Source organism: Paracidovorax wautersii, assembly GCF_031453675.1.
In the GTDB taxonomy this organism is placed as follows: domain Bacteria; phylum Pseudomonadota; class Gammaproteobacteria; order Burkholderiales; family Burkholderiaceae_C; genus Paracidovorax.
The window spans coordinates 2,328,728-2,344,904 of record NZ_JAVIZX010000001.1; the positions used below are offsets into that span (position 1 = coordinate 2,328,728).

15 protein-coding genes are annotated in these 16,177 nt (G+C 67.9%); 8 read left to right on the forward strand and 7 right to left on the reverse strand.

The window, feature by feature from the left end; all coding sequences use genetic code 11:
- The 3 genes from napA to napE are packed head-to-tail and all read right to left on the reverse strand — an operon-like array spanning nucleotide 1 to nucleotide 2,966.
- Nucleotides 1-2,490, reverse strand: coding sequence for a periplasmic nitrate reductase subunit alpha (napA, locus tag QE399_RS10535; RefSeq protein WP_309828554.1), 2,490 nt, complete (start codon nucleotides 2,488-2,490; stop codon nucleotides 1-3).
- Nucleotides 2,471-2,758, reverse strand: coding sequence for a chaperone NapD (locus tag QE399_RS10540; protein WP_309828555.1), 288 nt, complete (start codon nucleotides 2,756-2,758; stop codon nucleotides 2,471-2,473). Before QE399_RS10540 ends, napA begins: the two co-directional genes overlap by 20 nt.
- A gap of 31 nt (nucleotides 2,759-2,789) precedes the next feature.
- Entirely contained in the window at nucleotides 2,790-2,966 is a 177-nt protein-coding gene (napE, locus tag QE399_RS10545) for a periplasmic nitrate reductase, NapE protein (protein ID WP_309828557.1), read from the reverse strand.
- 267 nt (nucleotides 2,967-3,233) lie between these two features.
- Between napE and QE399_RS10550 the strand changes: the two genes are divergently transcribed.
- The 4 genes from QE399_RS10550 to QE399_RS10565 all read left to right on the forward strand — a co-directional run bounded on the left by QE399_RS10550 (nucleotide 3,234) and on the right by QE399_RS10565 (nucleotide 8,310).
- Nucleotides 3,234-4,187 carry a LysR substrate-binding domain-containing protein gene (locus tag QE399_RS10550; RefSeq protein WP_309828559.1) on the forward strand — a complete coding sequence of 318 codons (954 nt, stop codon included), beginning with the start codon at nucleotides 3,234-3,236 and terminating at the stop codon, nucleotides 4,185-4,187.
- A 419-nt stretch (nucleotides 4,188-4,606) separates the two neighbouring features.
- Complete coding sequence (gene tcuA, locus QE399_RS10555; protein WP_309828561.1) at nucleotides 4,607-6,070, forward strand: FAD-dependent tricarballylate dehydrogenase TcuA; 1,464 nt, start codon at nucleotides 4,607-4,609, stop codon at nucleotides 6,068-6,070.
- A complete protein-coding gene (gene tcuB, locus QE399_RS10560) occupies nucleotides 6,057-7,274 on the forward strand; it encodes a tricarballylate utilization 4Fe-4S protein TcuB (RefSeq protein WP_309828563.1) in 1,218 nt (405 codons plus the stop codon). Before tcuA ends, tcuB begins: the two co-directional genes overlap by 14 nt.
- A 52-nt stretch (nucleotides 7,275-7,326) precedes the next feature.
- Nucleotides 7,327-8,310, forward strand: a complete 984-nt coding sequence (locus tag QE399_RS10565; protein WP_309828565.1) for a Bug family tripartite tricarboxylate transporter substrate binding protein — start codon at nucleotides 7,327-7,329, stop codon at nucleotides 8,308-8,310.
- A 70-nt stretch (nucleotides 8,311-8,380) separates the two neighbouring features.
- Here the strand turns inward: QE399_RS10565 and QE399_RS10570 are convergent, their stop codons facing one another.
- Both QE399_RS10570 and QE399_RS10575 read right to left on the reverse strand, forming a co-directional pair.
- The gene (locus tag QE399_RS10570) at nucleotides 8,381-8,518 is read right to left on the reverse strand and encodes a hypothetical protein (protein ID WP_309828567.1); all 138 of its coding nucleotides are present in this window, start codon (nucleotides 8,516-8,518) and stop codon (nucleotides 8,381-8,383) included.
- Between the two features lie 187 nt (nucleotides 8,519-8,705).
- Nucleotides 8,706-9,665 (reverse strand): YihY/virulence factor BrkB family protein, encoded by a 960-nt coding sequence (locus tag QE399_RS10575; RefSeq protein WP_309828569.1) that lies wholly within the window; start codon nucleotides 9,663-9,665, stop codon nucleotides 8,706-8,708.
- 229 nt (nucleotides 9,666-9,894) lie between these two features.
- Here QE399_RS10575 and QE399_RS10580 point away from each other — a divergent pair, with 229 nt between their 5' ends.
- Both QE399_RS10580 and QE399_RS10585 read left to right on the forward strand, forming a co-directional pair.
- Nucleotides 9,895-10,284: a response regulator gene (locus tag QE399_RS10580; protein WP_309828570.1), complete on the forward strand. Its 390-nt coding sequence runs from the start codon at nucleotides 9,895-9,897 to the stop codon at nucleotides 10,282-10,284.
- Nucleotides 10,285-10,805: 521 nt separating this feature from the next.
- Entirely contained in the window at nucleotides 10,806-11,009 is a 204-nt protein-coding gene (locus tag QE399_RS10585; protein ID WP_309828571.1) for a hypothetical protein, read from the forward strand.
- 87 nt (nucleotides 11,010-11,096) lie between these two features.
- Here the strand turns inward: QE399_RS10585 and QE399_RS10590 are convergent, their stop codons facing one another.
- Together QE399_RS10590 and QE399_RS10595 are read right to left on the reverse strand one after the other, a co-directional pair.
- On the reverse strand, nucleotides 11,097-12,158 hold the full coding sequence (locus tag QE399_RS10590; RefSeq protein WP_309828573.1) for a GGDEF domain-containing protein: 1,062 nt from the start codon (nucleotides 12,156-12,158) through the stop codon (nucleotides 11,097-11,099).
- A gap of 172 nt (nucleotides 12,159-12,330) precedes the next feature.
- Nucleotides 12,331-13,053, reverse strand: a complete 723-nt coding sequence (locus QE399_RS10595) for a TetR/AcrR family transcriptional regulator (protein ID WP_309828575.1) — start codon at nucleotides 13,051-13,053, stop codon at nucleotides 12,331-12,333.
- A 367-nt stretch (nucleotides 13,054-13,420) separates the two neighbouring features.
- On the opposite strand from QE399_RS10595, the gene QE399_RS10600 reads away from it, so the two are divergent.
- Both QE399_RS10600 and preA read left to right on the forward strand, forming a co-directional pair.
- Complete coding sequence (locus QE399_RS10600; protein WP_309828577.1) at nucleotides 13,421-14,773, forward strand: NAD(P)-dependent oxidoreductase; 1,353 nt, start codon at nucleotides 13,421-13,423, stop codon at nucleotides 14,771-14,773.
- Between the two features lie 31 nt (nucleotides 14,774-14,804).
- Nucleotides 14,805-16,127 carry an NAD-dependent dihydropyrimidine dehydrogenase subunit PreA gene (gene preA / locus QE399_RS10605; protein ID WP_309828578.1) on the forward strand — a complete coding sequence of 441 codons (1,323 nt, stop codon included), beginning with the start codon at nucleotides 14,805-14,807 and terminating at the stop codon, nucleotides 16,125-16,127.
- Nucleotides 16,128-16,177: the final 50 nt, after the last annotated feature.

Sequence of the window (16,177 nt, forward strand, 5' to 3'; positions counted from 1 at the left end):
TCAGACCTTGGTGATCTTGATCGCGCACTTCTTGAAGTCCGTCTGCAGCGAGATCGGATCCGTTGCATCCAGGGTCACCTTGTTGATCAGCTGGCTGGCATCGAACCAGGGCACGAACACCAGCCCACGCGGCGGCTTGTTGCGGCCCCGGGTTTCCACGCGGGAACGCATGTGGCCGCGGCGGGAGGTGAGCTCCACCTCGCTGCCCCTGCGCAGGCCCAGCTCCTTGGCATCTTCCGGGTGCATGTAGCACAGCGCGTGCGGCACCGCCCGGTGCAGTTCGGGGACGCGGCGCGTCATCGATCCCGAATGCCAGTGCTCCAGGACGCGGCCGGTGGACAGCCAGAACGGGAAGTCCTTGTCCGGCGCCTCGGCGGGCGGCTCGTAGGGCAGGGCGAAGATGTTGGCCTTGTTGTCGGTGTTGCCGTAGAACTGGTAGCCGGTGCCGGCCTTCACATACGGATCCGAGCCTTCCCGGTAGCGCCACAGCGTTTCCTTGCCGTTGACGACCGGCCAGCGCAGGCCACGGGCCTGGTGGTAGTCATCGAAGGGTGCCAGGTCGTGGCCGTGGCCGCGGCCAAACGCGGCGTATTCCTCGAACAGGCCTTTCTGCGGATAGAAGCCGAACGCCTTCGCTTCGCTGTTCTCGTAATCGGGCGACACGTCCGCCAGCGGGAACTTGTCCACCTGGCCGTTGCGGTACAGCACCTCGTACAAGGTCTTGCCGCGCACCGACGGCTTCTTGGCGATCAGCTCCTCGGGCCAGACCTCCTCGATCTTGAAGCGCTTGGAGAACTCCATGAGCTGCCACAGGTCCGAGCGGGCTTCGCCCGGCGCGGTGACCAGCTGGTGCCAGAAGTGCGTGCGGCGCTCGGCATTGCCGTAGGCGCCTTCCTTTTCCACCCACATGGCCGTGGGCAGGATCAGGTCGGCCGCGACCGCGGTCACCGTGGGGTAGGCGTCCGAGACGACGATGAAGTTGTCCGGGTTGCGGTAGCCCGCGTAGCCTTCATGCAGGTTGGCGCCGGCCTGCATGTTGTTGTTCACCATGACCCAGTAGGCATTGAGCTTGCCGTCCTTGAGCATGCGGTTCTGCAGCACGGCGTGGTAGCCGGGCTTTTCGGGGATCGTACCCTCGGGCAGCTTCCAGATGTGCTCCGCGTGCGCGCGGTGCTTGGGGTTGGTCACCACCATGTCGGCCGGCAGCCGGTGCGAGAACGTGCCCACCTCGCGCGCCGTGCCGCAGGCCGAAGGCTGGCCCGTGAGCGAGAACGGGCTGTTGCCGGGCGTGGCGATCTTGCCGGTCAGCAGGTGGATGTTGTAGACGAGGTTGTTCGCCCAGGTGCCGCGGGTGTGCTGGTTGAAGCCCATGGTCCAGAACGACACGACCTTGACCTTGGGGTCGGCGTACAGCTCGGCCAGCGCCAGCAGGCGGTTCTTGGGCACGCCGGTCAGTTGGGCGGTGTACTCCAGGTCGTAAGTGGAGACGAACTTGGCGTATTCGTCGAACGTGATCGGCTTGGAACCGTTGGGGTCGCCCGCGTTCTTGGCGGCCACCTGCAGCGGGTGTTCTGGCCGCAGGCCGTAGCCGATGTCGGTGTTGCCGGCCTTGAAGTTGGTGTGCTTGTCCACGAACTCCTTGTTCACCCGGCCCGTGGAAATGATGTGGTGAGCGATGAAGTTCAGGATCGCCAGATCGGTCTGGGGCTTGAACGTCATCTGGATGTCGGCCAGCTCGTACGAACGGTGTTCGAACGTGGAGAGCACGGCCACCTTCACGTTCGGGCCACTCAGGCGGCGGTCGGTCACGCGGGTCCACAGCACGGGGTGCATCTCGGCCATGTTGGAGCCCCACAGCACGAAGGCGGTGGCGGCTTCGATGTCGTCGTAGCAGCCCATCGGCTCGTCCATGCCGAAGGTGCGCATGAAACCGGTCACGGCCGAGGCCATGCAGTGGCGCGCGTTGGGGTCGAGGTTGTTGGAGCGGAAGCCGGCCTTCATCAGCTTGGAAGCGGCGTAGCCCTCCCAGACCGTCCATTGCCCGGAGCCGAACATGCCGACGGCCGTGGGGCCTTTCGCCTTGAGCGTCTTCTTGAACTGCTCGGCCATCACGTCGAAGGCCTTGTCCCACGACACGGGCTGGAACTCGCCGTCCTTGGCGTACTGGCCGTTCTTCATGCGCAGCAGCGGCTTGGTAAGCCGGTCTTCGCCGTACATGATCTTGGAGAGGAAGTAGCCCTTCACGCAGTTGAGGCCGCGGTTCACCTCGGCTTGCGGGTCGCCTTGCGTCGCCACCACGCGGTTGTCCTTCACCGCTACGGTCACGCCGCAACCGGTGCCGCAGAAGCGGCAGGGTGCCTTGGACCAGGTGAGCTTGGAGGCCTCGGCGGTGGCATTGCTGCCTTGCGCCTGGACGATGGGGATGCCGGCTACGGAACCCGCAGCGGCCGCGGCCGATTGCCGCACGAAATCACGTCGGGTACTCGACATTCTTTATCTCCTTGTTCATGGCGTCGAGCGGCTCGGCGTGTTGGTACACCATTGCCACATTGATGACGCCGTCGGTGCGCTGGATGGCCGAGACCTGATCCAGGATGGCGGAGGCCGAAGCAGCCTCCAGCGTGACGACGCGCTTGCCGTTGTCGTCTGCCCCGTGGATGCAGGCACCCGGCAAGGCGGAGATGGCTGCATCGGCACGGTCAGCGTGCCGGGGCTGTACCTGGACGACCAGGCTGGTGATGTGAACTTCTTCGGTCATGGCTGGCTTGCGGCTGGCGTCTGCGGGGGGTTCAGCTGCCGGGCGGGCCGGCGAACATCTGATAGAACCAGACCATGAAGCCGTAGCTGGCCACGGTCAGCACAGCCAGGACGGGAACCATGACGGCTGCCAGGAACACGAAGCTCCGCGCTTCTTCCTGGCGGGTCGACGGGCCAGTCGGTGGGGCATCGGGCGTGTTGCTGGACATGTTTCCTCCTGATGGAAATAAATTGTAGGAGGCGGCCTCGGGCCGAAAATGACACACTGGCGGATCGCTTGACCAGGGTCAAGGAAAATGCACAACAACTGGTGAAAAGTGTTGTTTTGTGTTCTATGTTGGTGCGCCCTGCCCATAACGGTGCGTCGGCGGCCTGCGTGCAAACCAGATTTCTCGGGCGTTGCGTACTGTGGGAACATCCCCTGCTGCGCACGGGACGCCGGCATGGGGCCGGCAAGACCGTCCCATTGAGGTGCCATGGAGCTGCGACAACTGCGGTATTTCGTCAGGGTGGTGGAACTTGGCTCGATGAGCCGGGCGGCCCTGGACCTGGAGGTGGTGCAGTCCGCCCTGAGCCAGCAGATCACCCGGCTGGAGGGAGAGCTGTCCACCCGGCTGCTGCACCGGACCCCGCGCGGCGTATCACCGACCGAGGCGGGCGCGGCGTTCTTTCGCGAGGCGCAGCTCACCCTGCGCCATGCCGACCAGGCCGTCCGTGCAGCGCAGCAGGCGCGGCTGTCGGGCAGCGTCACCATCGGGCTGGCGCCTACCACGTCCGGCGCGCTGGGCCTGCCGCTCATGCAGGCCATGCGCGCGCGTTACCCCGACGTGCGTCTGCACATGGTCGAAGGCATGTCCGGCCACCTGACGGCTATGCTGAATGCGCGCGAACTGGATGTGGCCGTGCTGTTCGATACCCGGCTGCACCAGGTGCAGCAGACGGCCGGCGCGCGCCACTGGGCCATGTTTCCGCTGCTGGAGGAAGACCTGTTCCTGGTGCGCAGGTCGGCAGCCGGCGACCTGGCTCCGCAGGTGGCACTGGCCGATCTGGCGCAGGAACCGCTGATCCTGCCCACCGGCCCGCACGGGCTGCGCAGCACGCTGGATACAGCCTTCGCCAGCGCCGGCATTGCGCCGCGGGTGGTGCTGGAGGTGGATTCGCTGGCCATGGTGATGGCGGCGGTGGACGCCGGACTGGGATCGACCCTGCAGCCCTGGGCCGCACTGGGGCGCTATCCGGACGCGGCCACGCGCTTTCGGTGCGCGCAGCTCACCGGCGTGCCGGTGCGCCGGGTCAATCTGCTGTGCAGCCTGCCCGACGAAGAACTGTCCCCGGCAGCGCTGGCGGCGCGGCTGGTGCTGGCCGACTGCGCCCGCACGCTGGTCACGAGTGGGCGCTGGCCAGGTACGGCCTGGATCGGCCGGCCGTAGCCTCTGTTCAAAGTCTTTGAGGGGATCGGGTAGGCGTGCAATCGGGATGCGTGGTGGAGGGAATGCGGTGCATGGGCTCATGCCCACGCCACTGCTAGAGGATCGTCGGCGACGTGTTCACCGGAGGCTTTTGAAGTAGCCATTTGTCTCGGGTTCAGACGCGGCCGGGCAGTCTGCAGCCTGCGCGGCTTGAGGAGAGGGCGTGCCGCGAGCTGGCTGAATGGAGCAAACGAACCGGGTCCGGCCAGAGCCGCGCCAGGCCGGCCTTTGCACCGCGCTCCCCCGCTCGCCGAGGGTATCGGGCTTCGTGATACCCCCATGACGCAGCCGCCCTGCACGGCAGGGCTGCGTCTGCCTAGAGTCCTTCCTGTGCCGGAGGTGCGTCCGGCCGTTCCACGAGAAGAGACCCGAGGAGACCCATGTTCGAAGAACCCGATGTGCTGGTCATCGGAGGCGGCAATGCCGCGCTGTGCGCCGCGCTGATGGCCCGCGAGGCCGGTGCCAGCGTGCTGCTGCTGGAGGCGGCCCCGCGCGCCTGGCGCGGCGGCAATTCGCAGCACACCCGCAACCTGCGCTGCATGCACGACGCACCGCAGGACGTGCTGGTCGATGCCTACCCCGAGGAAGAGTTCTGGCAGGACTTGCTCAAGGTCACCGGCGGGCTCACCAACGAGCGGCTCGCGCGGCTGGTGGTGCGCCATTCGGCCCACTGCCGGCCCTGGATGCGCCGCCACGGCGTGCATTTCCAGCCGCCACTGTCGGGCGCCCTGCATGTGGCACGCACCAATGCCTTCTTCATGGGCGGCGGCAAGGCGCTGGTGAACGCCTACTACCGCAGCGCCCAGGCGCTGGGCGTGCAGGTGCGCTATGAAGTGCCGGTGGAGCGCATCGAGATGGACGGCGGACGCTTCGTCGCAGCGCACTTGCAAGGGGGCGAGCGCATCGCGGCCAAGGCCTGCGTGCTGGCGGCCGGCGGCTTCGAGTCCAACCGCGACTGGCTGCGCGAGGCCTGGGGCCAGAACGAACGCGGCGAGTGGCCGTCGGACAACTTTCTGATCCGCGGCACGGCCTACAACCAGGGCGTGCTGCTGCGGCACCTGCTGGAAGACCACGGCGCCGACCGCATCGGCGACCCGACCCAGGCGCACATGGTGGCCATCGACGCGCGTGCGCCGCTGTACGACGGCGGCATCTGCACGCGCATCGACTGCGTGTCCCTCGGCGTGGTGGTCAACCGCGACGCGGAGCGCTTCTATGACGAGGGCGAGGACTTCTGGCCCAAGCGCTACGCCATCTGGGGGCGCCTGGTGGCGCAGCAGCCGGGGCAGATCGGCTATTCCATCATCGACAGCCAGGCCATCGGGCGGTTCATGCCGCCAGTCTTCCCCGGCGTGCGGGCCGACAGCCTGCCCGAGCTGGCGCAGAAGCTGGGCCTGAACGTGGACACCTTCCTGCGCACGCTGGACCGCTACAACGCCGCCTGCCGTGTCGGCACCTTCGACCACACGGCGCTGGACGACTGCCACACCGAGGGCGTGTCGCCCCCCAAGACCCACTGGGCCCGGCCCATCGACAAGGCGCCGTTCTATGGCTACGCGCTCAAGCCCGGCGTGACCTTCACCTACCTGGGCCTGGAGACCGACGACACCGCCGCGGTGCGCTTTGGCGGGGTGGCCAGCGCCAACCTGTTCGTCGCCGGCGAAATGATGGCCGGCAACGTGCTCGGCAAGGGCTACACCGCCGGCGTGGGCATGAGCATCGGCACGGCTTTTGGGCGCATTGCCGGCACCAATGCGGCTTTGGCATCAAAACAGGCCCCAGCGCAATCCCTGTCTGCGCTGGTAGCTATGGAAAAAGGAGTAGACGACCATGCAATCGCTTGAGGCCCTGACGCGCGACGCCCAAGCCCTGGCCCGGGGCGAGCCCGTCGCCTTTGCTCCCGCGGGCGCTGCGGCCGCTTTCACCGGCCCGGCTCCCACCACGGCGGCCGAGGCCGAGGTGGCGCGCCAGCTGCAGATCTGCAACGCCTGCCGCTACTGCGAAGGCTTTTGCGCCGTGTTCCCTGCGATGACGCGCCGGCTGGAGTTTCCGAAGGCGGACGTGCATTTCCTGGCCAATCTCTGCCACAACTGCGGCGCCTGCCTGCACGCCTGCCAGTACGCGCCACCGCACGAGTTCGCGGTGAACATTCCGCAGGCCATGGCAACCGTGCGCGTGCAGACCTACCACGACTACGCCTGGCCGCCCATGCTGGGCCGGCTCTACCACCGCAACGGCCTGGCGCTGTCGCTCGCCCTGGCCGGCGGGCTGTCGCTGTTCCTGCTGCTGGCCGTAGCGCTCAAGGGCACGCTGTGGAGCGCGCCGGGCAGCGACTTCTACGCCATCTTTCCGCACAACCTGCTGGTGGGCCTGTTCGCGCCGGTGTTCCTGTCCGCGGTGCTGGCGCTGGGGCTGGGCGTGCGGCGGTTCTGGCGCGACGTAGCGCCCGTGACCAGCGGTGCGCCGCTGTCGCCGCCCGCCACGGCCGAGGCCGCAGACGCGGTGCTGCGCCTCAAGTACCTGGACGGCGGCCATGGCCAGGGCTGCAACAACGAGGACGACGCCTATACCCAGGCCCGCCGCCGCTGCCACCACCTCACGTTCTACGGCTTCCTGCTGTGCTTTGCCGCCACCAGCGTGGCCACGCTCTACCACTATGCGCTGGGGCTCCCCGCGCCCTACGACCTGCCCAGCCTGCCCAAGCTGCTGGGCGTGGTGGGCGGCATCAGCCTGGCGCTGGGCACGGCAGGGCTGTGGCGCCTGAATCTGCGGCGCCACCCGCTGCAGGGCGACGCGGCGCAAAAGCCCATGGACCGCGGCTTCATCGCCCTGCTGTTCCTCACCGCCACCAGTGGCCTGGCGCTGTGGCTGGTCCGCGGCACGCCGGCTCTGGCACTGCTGCTCTGCCTGCACCTGGGCGCGGTGATGGCGCTGTTCGCCACGCTCCCCTACGGCAAGTTCGCGCACGGCATCTTCCGCACGGCGGCGCTGCTGCGCCACGCCGTCGAGAAGCGGCAGCCATCCCCCATCGGCCTGGGGGCCGATTGACTCACGGTATCCCGCCATCACCACCCACAACAGAACCACAAGGAGACCTTCCATGACCCCACGACTTTTGCTGCGCACCGTCGCGCTGGCCGCGTGTGCCTGCGCCGGCCTGTCGGGCGCCGCAGCCCATGCCCAGGACTTTCCGCCCAAGAAGCCCGTGACCCTGGTCGTCGGCTTCGCGCCCGGCGGGGCAGCCGACGCGGCGGCGCGGCTCATCGCCAAGAAGCTGGGCGAGAACATCGGCCAGTCCGTGGTGGTGGACAACAAGGGCGGGGCCGGCGGCAACATCGCGCACCAGCAGGTCGCCGGTGCCGTGGCGGATGGCTCGGTGCTGCTCTTCGGATCGGTGGGTCCGCTCACCATCGCGCCCCATCTGATGAAGCTGAACTACGACCCGTTCAAGGACTTGGCACCGATCTCCGGCGGCGTGTACTTTCCGAACGTGCTGGTCGTGCACCAGGGCGTGGGTGTGAAGACGCTGGCCGAGTTCGTGCAGCTGTCGAAGAAAAAGCCGGGCAGCGTGGATTACGCGTCGACCGGCGCGGGCTCTGCATCGCATTTGGCAGGGGAGCTGTTCAACCAGCGCGCCGGCATCGACATGGTGCACGTGCCGTACAAGGGCGGCGCCCCGGCGCTGCAGGACCTGCTGGGCGAACGCGTGGCGTCGTATTTCTCGGCGCCGCCTACAGCGCTTCCGCACATCGAATCAGGTCGGCTCATCCCGCTCGCCACCACGGGCGTGACCCGCCCGGCCTACATGCCCCACATTCCCACCGTGGCCGAAGCCGGCTACCCGGGCTTCGAGGCGCTGAACTGGTATGCCTTCGTGGCGCCCGGCAAGACGACGGCCGGTGTCCTGGACCGCTGGAACCGGGAGATCGTCAAGGTGCTGAAGGATCCAGGAGTGGAGGAGGCGCTGACCAAGCACGGCCTGACGCCCCAGCCTACGACCCGGGCCGAGCTGACCGCCTTCATGAAGAAGGAGTCGGCACAGTGGGGCGCGATCATCAAGGAGCGCAAGTTGACGGCGGAATAGACGGCGGGGAGAGCCGCGCCGCGCGGGCGGTGGCCGGCGCGCGCAGCACCCGCAGGCCCGCGACCGTTGCCTACCAGATCACGAACAGGATCAGCGATGCGTAGGCACCCACGAGCATGTAGGTGATGCCCTGGTGTTCCTGCGGTTCGGGCTCGGCGACGCGCCAGGGTACGGGAACGGGACGGGGATCATTGGTCGCGGCGCGCATAAGACCTCCTCGGCAGGGCATGGGGGGGTGGGGAGCTCCACGGTAAGAGAGGCGCCCCGATGGGCCTGTCGGCTGAGGACTACGCCGCTGACAGCCTGCCGCGCAACCACGCGGCGCTAGCGGCGGGCCGCTCTGTCATCCGTTCACCCGCCAAAGGCCAAGGCGTGCACCCCGGTGTGCGGGCGCGCTACGGTTTTTGAGGTGCCGCGCCGCTCGGCTCGGATTCGCCATGGGCCTGCGGGACGGGCGGGGCAGGGGGCTCCGCATCGGCCCTCAGGCGGTCTTCCCGCAGCACGCCGTTGATCTCTGCGCCGAAGATGAGCGTCGTCGCGCTGATGTAGAGGAACACCAGCGTGGCGACGACACCGGCGAAGCTGCCGTAGATCAAGGCCAGCTTGCCGGCGCTGCGCAGGGTGTAGGAGAGCACGGCCGCTGCACCCACCCACAGCGCGGCGCCGGCCACGGCGCCAGGCAGCACCGTGCTGAGCCGCTGGCGGATGTCCGGCAGCCAGCCGTAGAGCAAGGCATACAGCACCGACAGCACCACGAAGGCCGAACCGTAGCGCACGCTGTTGCGCAGCCAGGGCGCCTCGGGCCCGGCACCCATCTCCCGCAGCACTTGCCACACGTACGGCATGATGATCAGGGAGCCGAAGGCTGCCACCACGCCGGCGCCCACGACCAGCGTGAAGATGGTGACCTTGAGTCGAGCCATCCAGAACGACAGGCCCCGACCCACGCCGTATGAGCGGTTGAGCGCCGTACGCACCGCCTGCATGCCCGACGAAGCCGTCCAGAGGGTGACGACGAGGCCGATGGTCAGCAAGGCCTGGTTGCGCTGGGCCAGCACTTCCTGCACGACCGGCCGCATCACGTCGCGCACCACCTGCGGCGCGTACTCCAGGACGCGATGCGCCAGTGCGGCGGCGTCCCCCGGGTCGCCCACATAGCCCGCCGTGGCCGACAGCAACAATAGCAACGGGAACATCGCCAGCACCGACGAGAACGCCATACTGCCTGCCTGGTTGGCACTTTGATGCAAGATGTAATTTCTCACGGCCCGTAAGGCAATACCCAGGCCGGGGAAGGCGAGTGCCGACTCCCGGGCACGGAGCGCCAGTTGCTTCCACTTATGCATCGCCGCCATCTTCTCTGAATCTCTTGACTGCCTCTGAAACGCCCGCTCGCCCGCTGCGGTGGGCCATTGCAGAGGGCCTGAAGCACTGTGCCGCAGCAGGGCCGGTACCGCTGTAGGACGCCGCTCCCTACGCGCGGGCCGGACCAAAGTTGTTTCCTGCGGGAGTCACCGGTGTGTCAAATGACATAGCGCACCCCCGCTTGGCGGGCACAATGCGCGGTCTTCCCAAGACTGTTGCATGTCCCCTCACTCCACGCGTACCTCTCCACAGATTCTTTTGGTCGATGATTCCGCTGATGCCGCGGAGTTGATGTCCATGGCCCTCGAACAGGAGGGCTACTCCATCGCCACCGTCGCTGGAGGGGCAGAGGCCCTCGCATACCTCGATCGGAACGTGCCCCCGGTCTGCATGTTCATCGACTACGACATGCCGGGCATGAACGGCATGGAACTGGCCCAGGCGGTGCGCCAGCGCTACGGGGACGACATCGTGTTGATCGCCATCACGGGCTCCTTCGATGTCGAGCGCCAACGCATGCAGACATTCCTCGACTTCGTCGATCACCATTTCTGGAAGCCTGTGGACTGGAAGCGGCTCATGGCCGTCATCGCATCGCTGCGCGAGTGACGGCGCGGTCATCCACGGGCAGGGCCGGGGTCAGCGTGCCGGTGGCAGCGGTATGGCGGGGGCGTCCGATCCGGTCGCGGACCGCGCTCCGGGCACGTAAGGGCTCTCCTCACCGCCGGCACCTGAGAGAAGCCAGCCGCCCAACGTGACCAGGGCCGACAGCGCCAACGAAGCGAGGATGATCCAGACCGCTCTGCGTCTGTCCTGTCCGGCAGGCACCTGCCGGGGATGGATGGGCGGGTCCGAGCGCTCGATGCGCGACTCTGCAGAGGGAATGGGGGGCATGGTGTTCTCCTGGGGTTCACGGTCCACGCTACGGAGCGCGCAGGGGCCCGTCCGTCGGACTGCGCGCCCTGAAACCCGAAGAATGGACAGCACGGGAGGTATGGAGGGCAGGGCTGCCGGACTACGCTGCCATCGTCCGGCGCCTACCTCCGGCGCCCGTGTCTGCGCCCAGATTGGAAGCACGTCGCCGGGGTGCTACCCGTGCACGGCCTCTTCCAACCTTCCAGGAGATTCTCATGGTCACGCAACTCGATTCCCCCGACGGACGGCCCCGCAACGATCCCGACCGGCCTTCACCTGACCTGGTGGAGACCGATACCGCCAGCAAGGAGAAGCTGCCCGGCTACGGCCAGGATGCGGGCCGTCGACCCGCGCCGGCCTACACGCCCGAGGAGGCCCCGCCGGAGCGCGGATCTGACAAGCCGGACGCGGCCATTTGAGCGCGTGCGGGCGACCTGCCGGGTGCCACGCCGTGCAGCCCGAGGAGACGGACAACCGTTCCCGGCCCATGTTTCGCTGAGCGCGGTTCAGGCCCAGCCGCTGAATGGGCAGGCCTGGTTGCGGCCGTTTTGCTTGGCTTCGTAGAGGGCGCGGTCCGCACGTGCCAGCAGGGTCGCGGGATCGTCTTCCGACTGGGGCGTGGCAGCCGACACGCCGATGCTGGCCGTCACCGTCCTGTGGGCCCAGGAGGATGCCTGCAAGGCCGTGCGCACTTTTTCGGCGACCTGCATGGCGGCGCGCAGGTCCGCCCCCGGCAGCAGCACGGCGAACTCCTCTCCGCCGAAGCGCGCGACGATGTCACTGTGCCGCACGCAGTCGCGCAGCAGGCGAGCCGTCTGCATCAGCACGGCGTCACCGGCCGGGTGGCCGAACTCGTCGTTGATGCGCTTAAAGTGGTCCAGATCGGCCATCAGCAGGGAGAGCGGCGCCTGGTCGGCAGCGTGGCGCCGCCACAGCTCACGCAGGCTGCGGTCGAAGGCGCGCCGGTTGCCTATGCCGGTCAGTCCATCTGTGTGTCCCTGCATTTCGAGATCGGCCACGGCCTGGCGAAGCTCCATTTGCGCCACGGCCTGCCGGGCCAGTGATTTGAGCGCCCGGCGCTCGTCCAGGGTCAGCCTGCGGGGTTGGTGGTCCACGATGCAGATGGTCCCGAGCGCGACGCCGCTCGGCGTCACCAGGGGCGCGCCGGCATAGAAACGGATGCCCGGAGGCCCCGTGACCAGGGGGTTGGTGGCGAAGCGGCCGTCATGTGTGGCATCGGGCACTTCCATGAGCGTGTCGGGTGTCAGGATCGCGTGGGCGCAGAACGACATGTCGCGCGGCATGTCGTCCGCCTGCAGCCCTTGGCGCGCCTTGAAAACCTGGCGGTGCTGGTCGACGAGCGTGATGAAGGCCATGGGCGCGTGGCAGACCGCTGCCGCCAGCGTGGCCAGGTCGTCGAAGGCTTGTTCGGTGCCGGCATCCAGGGTCTGGTAATCCGCCAGCAGGCGAAGGCGCTCCGCCTCGTTGTAGGGCGGTGCCGCGGGTACCGTGCCAGGCGTGGGCGGCGCGGCCGGTGCGCTGTGGCGGTCATGGAAATGCGTGGTCATCTTGTTGCGCTCCCGTGGGTCCCTGAACAAGAGAGGCTGCTGACGGCAGTGCACTGCGCCGGCAGGGCAGAGGGGCCGAAGGTCCGGCCGGAACCACCTTCGGGCAATGATAGCGAGGCTGGGCGCAGCCGGCACGCCCCGCTGTAGCCCGTCGCCGCGCCAAGGCGCAGGATCAGGCCGGGGCAGCCAGGCCCTGCAGCACCAGGTGGCAGATCAGCTCCTGCGCCTGATCGTAGTCCCGCTCGGTGAGGGCCGGTTTGCCCAGCAGCAGCGCGAACTGCGCCTGCTGGTCTGCATAGGCCTGTGTGACCGACCAGATGATGAACATCAGGTGCGTGAAGTTCACCCGCGCGATGCGGCCTTCGCGGGCCCACCGTTCAAAGGTCCGTACGTCCTTCTTGAGCACAGGGCCGACGCGCTCCGCAATGACCTGGCCGTAGCGCGGCGCTCCCGCGATGACCTCCTTGGCGAAGACCTTGGCCGCATTCGGGTGCTCGAGCGAGGAGCGCAGCTTGGCACGGATGTACCGCTGCAGCGCTTCGTGCGGATCGTCCCCATGCGACATCTCTTCCATGCCGGCTAGCCACTGGGTCAGCACATCGTCGAGCACGCGCTGGTACAGAGCCTCCTTGCTGGGAAAGTAGTACAGCAGGTTGTGCCGGCTCAGCCCGGCGGCGGCGGCGATGCTTTCCAGCGATGCGCCTTCAAAGCCGAACTGGGCAAACTGGCTCTCGGCCTCGGCCAGGATGCTGCGCTCCTTCTTCTGCCGGGCGGCGCTGGGCCCACGGTGGGGGGACGGGCGCGCCACCGCTTCCTCAGGTGTGTCGGCGCTGGTGCGCGGCTGCACGGCGGCGGGGCGGGTGGAAGGGCGGGAAGACGGTCTGACGGATCGCATCGCACCATTGTGGAACGAACGGAGGGCTGCAAGCTGGCACGCGGCTTGCAGTCGGGGATTTTACCGATTGGTAAATTTTGACCAGTTGGTAAATTGACCGACCAACAGGGGCCCGGCACGCCGGTGACACCCACAACACAGCGAGGACCACGATGACCCCTCCGCCAGCAGTGTTCCGGCCATTCCAGGCCCTCCCGGGCGCCACCCTCCGCCCTGGCGCCAGCAGCGATGCGGCGGCGCCTGTCCGCCGCCCCTGGATGCGGCCCCCGCGCAAACGGGCCTGATGGCCCCGGCGGGGTGCGTTCGCGCCCGCCGCCTCTCCGCTCTCCTTTTTCCCGCTTTCTTTCCCACTGCCGGAGGATTTCCGATGGAAGCTACCGCAAGCCGCGCCTGCGGCATTCATGCTGCACGCCTGAACCTCGCCGAGTACGCCGCGAACTTCAGCGATGCCCACCCGCCGCTGACGCGGCCCCAGGCCCTGATCGAGGCCGAGCGCTGCTATTACTGTTTCGATGCGCCGTGCGCTGCTGCGTGTCCGACCAGCATCGACATTCCCTCGTTCATCCACCGCATCGCGCAGGGCAACGAGCGCGGCGCGGCGCGGGCCATCTTGGAGGCGAATCCGCTGGGCGGCATGTGCGCCCGGGTATGCCCCACGGAAGTGCTGTGCGAACAGGCCTGCGTACGCAACTCCAACGAAGACAAGCCGGTGGAGATCGGTGCTCTGCAGCGCCATGCAACCGACGCCTACTTCGCCCAGCCCGGTGCTCCGCTGTTCACGCGGGCCGCGCCCACCGGCCGCCGAGTCGCGGTGGTCGGCGCTGGCCCGGCGGGCCTGGCCTGCGCACATGGCCTGGCGCTGCGCGGGCACGATGTGGTGCTGTTCGAGGCCCGCCCCAAGCTGGGCGGCCTGAACGAGTATGGCCTGGCGAGCTACAAGACCACCGGCGGCTTCGCCCAGAAGGAGGTCGAGTGGTTGCTGTCCATCGGCGGCATCGAGGTGCGCTGCCAGCAGGTGCTGGGCCGCGACATCACGGTGGACGGCCTGCTTCAGGCCTACGACGCCGTTTTCCTGGGGCTGGGCCTGGCGGGTGTGAACGCCCTGGGCATCACCGAGCCGCAGGTGGACGGTCTGCGCAACGCGGTGGACTTCATCGCCGACATCCGCCAGGCGGGGGACCTGTCGAAGGTGCCGGTGGGCCGCCGCGTACTGGTGATCGGCGGCGGGATGACGGCCGTGGACGCCGCCGTGCAGGCCCGCAAGTTGGGCGCCGAAGAGGTGACGATGGTGTACCGCCGGGGCGCCGAATCCATGTCTGCATCGGTGGACGAGCAGCAATGGGCGCAGACCAATGGCGTGGCGATTCACCACTGGGCGGCTCCACAGGAGCTTCTGTGCGAGGGGGGCGCGGTGACCGGCATGCGCTTTGCCGCCACGGCGCAGCAAGATGGCCGGCTGGTCGAGACGGGGGAAACCTTCACGCTGCCGGCCGACATGGTGCTCAAGGCCATCGGCCAAAGCTACATGCCGGAGTATGCCGGCCCGTCCATCGCCTTGCAGTCCGGCCGAATTGCCGCCGATGCCGAAGGGCGCACCAGCTTGCCCCGCGTCTGGGCGGGCGGCGATTGCCGCGCCGGCGGGCGCGACCTGACCGTGGAGGCGGTCGAGCACGGCAAGGTGGCCGCCGCGGCGATCAGCGAGGCGCTGTTGCGCGCCTGACTCCACCCCCGACCACGCAAGGGAGCACTCCATGGCAGACATCCGCAGCAATTTCCTGGGCATCCGCAGCCCCAACCCGTTCTGGCTGGCCTCGGCCCCGCCCACCGACAAGGAGATCAACGTCACCCGCGCATTCGAGGCCGGTTGGGGTGGCGTGGTCTGGAAGACCCTGGGCGAAGACCCGCACGTGGTCAACGTGAACGGCCCGCGCTACTCCACGCTGCTGTCGCAGGACCGGCGCGTGATCGGGCTCAACAACATCGAGCTGATCACCGACCGGCCGCTGCAGACCAACCTGGAGGAGATCCGCCGCGTCAAGCGCAATTGGCCTGACCGGGCCATGATCGTCTCGCTCATGGTGCCGTGCGAGGAAGAAAGCTGGAAGCGCATCCTGCCCATGGTGGAAGACACGGGCGCCGACGGCATCGAACTGAACTTCGGCTGCCCGCACGGCATGAGCGAGCGCGGCATGGGTGCGGCCGTGGGCCAGGTGCCCGAGTACATCCAGATGGTGACGGCCTGGTGCAAGCACTACAGCCGCCTGCCCGTCATCGTGAAGCTCACGCCCAACATCACGGATGTGCGGCACCCTGCGCGGGCCGCCAAGGCGGGCGGGGCCGACGCGGTGTCGCTCATCAACACCATCAACTCCATCATGGGCGTGGACCTGGAGCGCATGGCCATGAGCCCGTCGACCGATGGGCAGGGCTCGCATGGCGGCTACTGCGGCCCGGCCGTCAAGCCCATTGCCCTGAACATGGTGGCTGAGATCGCGCGCGACGCGCAGACGGCAGGCCTGCCCATCAGCGGCATTGGCGGCATCACCACCTGGCGCGACGCGGCAGAGTACATCGCGCTGGGCTGCGGCACCGTGCAGGTGTGCACGGCCGCCATGGTGTACGGCTTCAAGATCGTGCAGGACATGTGCGACGGGCTGTCCAACTTCATGGACGCCCACGGCTACGACGGCATCGACGACTTCCGCGGGCAGGCCGTGCCGACGGTGAAGGATTGGAAGCAGCTCAATCTCAACCACATCGACAAGGCGGTCATCCACCAGGAGGCCTGCATCCAGTGCGGCCGCTGCCATGTGGTGTGCGAGGACACGTCGCACCAGGCCATCACGTACACGAACGCGGGCGGGGTGCGCAAGTTCGAGGTGAACGAAGCCGAGTGCGTGGGCTGCAACCTGTGCGTGTCGATCTGCCCGGTGCCCGAATGCATCACGATGCGCAGCCTTGCGCCCGGGGAGGTGGACGCCCGTACCGGCAAGGTGGTGACGGGCGAGTACGCCAACTGGACGACGCACCCCAACAACCCGCAGCGCACCGCGCCTGCCGTCACGGCCGCCTGACGCCGCCGGCGATTTCTCACCATCACTCAGTCCACGACAGGAGCGACGAC